Annotated in this window: 4 protein-coding genes and 1 pseudogene; 2 read left to right on the top strand and 3 right to left on the bottom strand. The window is 73.4% G+C overall.

Annotated elements, in window-relative coordinates; genetic code table 11:
- Both MXD58_RS22220 and MXD58_RS22215 read left to right on the top strand, forming a co-directional pair.
- A pseudogene (locus MXD58_RS22220) lies at nt 1–952 on the top strand (hypothetical protein); the annotation flags it as partial.
- Between the two features lie 72 nt (nt 953–1,024).
- Nucleotides 1,025–1,351 carry an FKBP-type peptidyl-prolyl cis-trans isomerase gene (locus MXD58_RS22215; protein WP_248839238.1) on the top strand — a complete coding sequence of 109 codons (327 nt, stop codon included), beginning with the start codon at nt 1,025–1,027 and terminating at the stop codon, nt 1,349–1,351.
- A gap of 49 nt (nt 1,352–1,400) precedes the next feature.
- Here MXD58_RS22215 and MXD58_RS22210 read toward each other — a convergent pair whose 3' ends face one another.
- The 3 genes from MXD58_RS22210 to MXD58_RS22200 are packed head-to-tail and all read right to left on the bottom strand — an operon-like array spanning nt 1,401 to nt 3,828.
- Complete coding sequence (locus MXD58_RS22210; protein ID WP_248839237.1) at nt 1,401–2,456, bottom strand: ABC-2 membrane transporter-related protein; 1,056 nt, start codon at nt 2,454–2,456, stop codon at nt 1,401–1,403.
- Nucleotides 2,453–3,346, bottom strand: coding sequence for an ABC transporter ATP-binding protein (locus MXD58_RS22205; RefSeq protein ID WP_248839236.1), 894 nt, complete (start codon nt 3,344–3,346; stop codon nt 2,453–2,455). The genes MXD58_RS22210 and MXD58_RS22205 overlap by 4 nt, the downstream gene beginning before the upstream one ends.
- Complete coding sequence (locus tag MXD58_RS22200) at nt 3,343–3,828, bottom strand: GntR family transcriptional regulator (RefSeq protein WP_248839269.1); 486 nt, start codon at nt 3,826–3,828, stop codon at nt 3,343–3,345. The genes MXD58_RS22205 and MXD58_RS22200 overlap by 4 nt, the downstream gene beginning before the upstream one ends.
- Nucleotides 3,829–3,985 lie beyond the last annotated feature (157 nt).

Genomic DNA, 3,985 nt, shown 5'->3' with positions numbered 1-3,985 from the left:
GGCCGGCGGCCCGCTGCCGGCGGCACCGGCCGCCCCGCGGCGGACCCGCGACTCGCTGCTCGCGGACACCTCGGTGGCGCTGGCGACGCTCGTGCCGCTCGCCCTGCTGCAGAACATCGACGTCGTGATCGTCGGCTGGCGCAACCCGCAGGGCGCCGGCAGCTACGCCGCAATCTCCACCGCCTGCAAGATCCCGGTGTTCATCGGCCTGGCGGTGGCGAACTACCTGCTCGCCGAGGCGGCCCGCCGGCGCCGGGAAGGCCGGCCCGCGGGCCGGGCCCTCGCGATGGCGCTGGGGATCGTCATCGCCCCCGGCCTGCTGCTGGCGCTGGCCGGCGCGGTCGCGGGCCACCTGCTGGTGTCGACGCTGTTCGGGCCGAAGCTGGCGACCGACGCGGCGGCGCTGCCGGTCCTCGCACTGGCGACGACCGCCCTGTCGGTCACCCTGCTGTTCGCGTCGTACCTGCTCGGCGCCGGCACCCGGCGGATCGTCTGGGTGCTCGCCGTGTGCACTCCCGTGTCCGCGGTGATCCTCGTGCTGGCCGACGGCCGCATCATGCTCACCGCCGCCGCTCTGCTGGGTTCCCAGGCGTTCACCGCCGTGATGGCGGGATCACTCGTCGTCCGCCTGCACCGCAGGGACCGCGCGGCGAACCCGGACCGCGCGGCGAACCCGGACCGCGCGGCGAACCCGGACCGCGCGGCGAACCCGGACCGCCGGGACTCCGACCGTCCGGACTCCGATCGTCCGGACTCGGGCCGGCAGCATGCCGACCAGCGGTCTGTCTACGCTCAGACCTCCGGGTATCACTACTACGACCGTCGCAGTTCCGGCCGCTGGAGTTCCGGCGGCGCGGACACCGACTCTCACGTCCCCGACCGCGAGGACCCCGACCGGTGGGGCCGCGGCCGGAACGAGGCTGGGATACTCATCGAGCGCTCCCGCGGCTGACCGCGGGGCACGCGCGGCGCTCCGGGGCGGTTCCCGGGGCCGTGGCCATCAACGATGAAGGGCTCGGCACACATGGGCGTAACAGTCGAAACCCTGTCACCCGGGGACGGCACGACCTTCCCCAAGAAGGGTGACACGGTGACGATTCACTATGTCGGCACGCTGCGCAGCGGCAAGGTCTTCGACTCGTCGCGGGACCGCGGCGCCCCGTTCACCACCGAGATCGGCGTCGGCCGGGTCATCCGGGGCTGGGACGAGGGCGTTCCCCAGCTCTCCCTGGGTCAGAAGGCCGTCCTGACCATCAGCCCCGACTTCGGCTACGGGCCGGCGGGCTTCCCGCCGGTCATCCCGCCGAACTCCGAGCTGCTGTTCGAGGTGGAACTGCTCGGCATCAACTGACGCCGGGTGCGGCGCCGAGGCCCGGCAGCGCGCCGGGCCTCGGCGAAGCTCAGGACAGCCGGCGGATCCGCCAGCAGCTCAGCCCGGCGAGGCCGAGGGCGACGGCGAAGAACATCGCTGTCTCGATGCCCTGCAGCGGCCAGTAGTGGCTGGCCGGGTGGTAGGTGAAGCGCTGCCGGTAGTCCCCCGCGGCGAGCGCGGCCGCGCAGGCCTGCCGCGGGTCGGTCGCCGCCGCGGGGCTCGGCGGCGCCTCGACCGACGTGGGCAGGCAGTCCGCCAGCGACGACGACAGTGATCGGACGTCGTGGCCGTCGGCGTCGACGGTCCGTGCCGCCAGCCGCCAGCCGCCGGGCCGATCGAACTCCACCAGCAGTCCGTCGACGTGGCCACCGGGCCCCGGTGGGCCGGAGCCGCGGAAACCCTGCAGAGTCGATTCGGTGATCGCGACGTCGGTCCGGCTCGGCGCGACGAGATGCGGCCGCACCAGCAGTGGCACGGCGATCTGGACGGCGATGAAGACGCCGAGCGTCACGGCCATCGCGGGCACGGTGCGCCGCACGAGGATCCCCGCGGTGACGCCGAGGGCGAAGGCGAAGGCGGCGTAGCCGATCGGCACGACACCCCGCGCGTCGAAGATCACCGGTGTCACGCGGGCCTGGGTCAACAGGCCGCCGTTGCCCTCGCCGGCGGCCACGGCCCGGTCGATCGGGGCGCACCACCAGGTCACCGCGAGGCTCAGGGCGCCCGTGGCGACCATGGCGCCGAGCCCGATGAGGCCGAGCTTGGTCACCAGCCAGCGGGTCCGGGTGACGCCCTGGTTCCAGGCGAGATGATGCGTCCCGGCCTCCAGCTCGCGGGCGACCAGCGGCGCGCCCCAGAACACCCCGATGATCGCGGGCAGCGCGAGTACCGCGAGGACGCCGACGAGGTACGCCCAGCTATCCGCGCGGTCGTTGGTGGCCTGGTTGAGGAAGTCCTCGGCGGCGGCGCTGGAAAGCTGGGCCAGCCGCGGACCGGTGGCCGCGAGCCCGACGGCGAGGACGAGCAGGGCGCCGAGGATCGTCGCGGCCTGCAGGCGCAGCTGGCGCCAGGTCAGCCAGCTCATCGGACGGCCGCCAGCTGGTGACGGGCGTCCGGCTCGGTGGGGCGCCGACTCATGTGGGTGAGCACGAGGTCCTCCAGGTTCAGCGGGGTCGCCGTCCAGGCGGGGTCGCGGATCGGCACCTCGGTGCGGACCACCAGGGTGCTCTGCCGCTCGGTGTGACTGGCGGAGAGGACCTCCAGGCCGGCGGGCAGGTCCGCGGGATCGCACCGGGGGCCGGTCAGCCGGTGATGGGTGGCCAGGAGCTGCTCGATCTCGCCGGCGATCGCGACACGCGAGGCGACGAGCACCACGAGGTGGTCGCAGGCCCGTTCCAGGTCCGAGATCAGGTGGGAGGACATCACGACGCTGAGACCGTGCTCGGCGACCGCCTCCATCAGGTCCTGGAGGAACTCACGGCGGGCGAGTGGGTCGAGGCTGGCGACCGGCTCGTCCAGGATGAGCAGCTTGGGCCGTTTCGCGATGCCGAGGGTGAGGGCGAGCTGGGCCCGCTGACCGCCGGACAGCGCCCCCGCCCGCAGCGCCGGGTCCAGCCCGAGGCGGGCGATCCGATCGCGCGCCACCGCGTCGTCCCAGCCGGGGTTCAGGCGGGCGCCGAGCCGCAGGTGATCGGCGACGCTCAGTGAGGTGTAGACGGGGCTGCCCTGCGCGACGAAACCGACCTTGGCGAGCTGCGCCGCGCCGCTGCCGGGGCGTCCGCCGAGGACCTCGATCGTGCCCACCGTGGGCGTGATCGAGCCGACAGCCATGGTGAGCAGCGTCGACTTTCCGGCGCCGTTGGGCCCGACGAGCCCGACGACGCGCCCGGCCGGCACGTCCAGCGTGCAGTTCGCCAGCGCCCAGCGGCCCCGGTATCGCTTGCCCAGGCCACGGGCCTGCAGAAGGGCGCTCACGCGATGTCCTCCACCGAGTCGTTCGCCGCGGTGTAGTAGTCCGAGGCGGAGCGGTAGTCCGGTTCGGCGGTCGCACTCGCGGCCTGGCTCGCCGCGCCAGGCTCGGTGGCAGTCATGCGAAAGGTGGCCAGGAACAGGGCCTCGATGCTTTCCTCGTCGAGCCCAGCGCGGCGCGCCCTGGCCAGCCAGTGCCGCAGCTCCGTGCGCAGCGGCCCGTGCGCGGCGAGGGTGGCGTCGGCCAGCGTCCGCGTCACGAACGTGCCGACGCCCGGCCGGGCGGCCACGAGCCCGTCGTGCTCGAGCTCCCGATAGGCCTTGAGCACGGTGTTCGGGTTGATCGCCAGCTTCGCCACCACGTCCTTGACGGTCGGTAGCTGGTCTCCCTCATGAAGTAGTCCCAGCAGCAGCGCCTGCCGCACCTGCCTGACCACCTGCAGGTACGGCGAGACGCCGGAGCCCGCGTCCAGGTGAAACTCGATCATCAACACCCCCATTCCTCTAGTTGACTAGCACTATAGGACACTGGGTGGATAGCCGACCAAGGAGAGTCTCCCCCACGACACCTGCCGCAGGGGCCGAGGGGGCCGCAGGGGCCGTGGGGGCCGTGGGGGCCGTCCGGCCGGCGCGGCCCGCGCGAGG

Source organism: Frankia sp. AgKG'84/4 (assembly GCF_023242965.2).
Lineage (GTDB): Bacteria > Actinomycetota > Actinomycetes > Frankiales > Frankiaceae > Frankia.
This window is presented reverse-complemented; position numbering and strand designations above follow the sequence as displayed.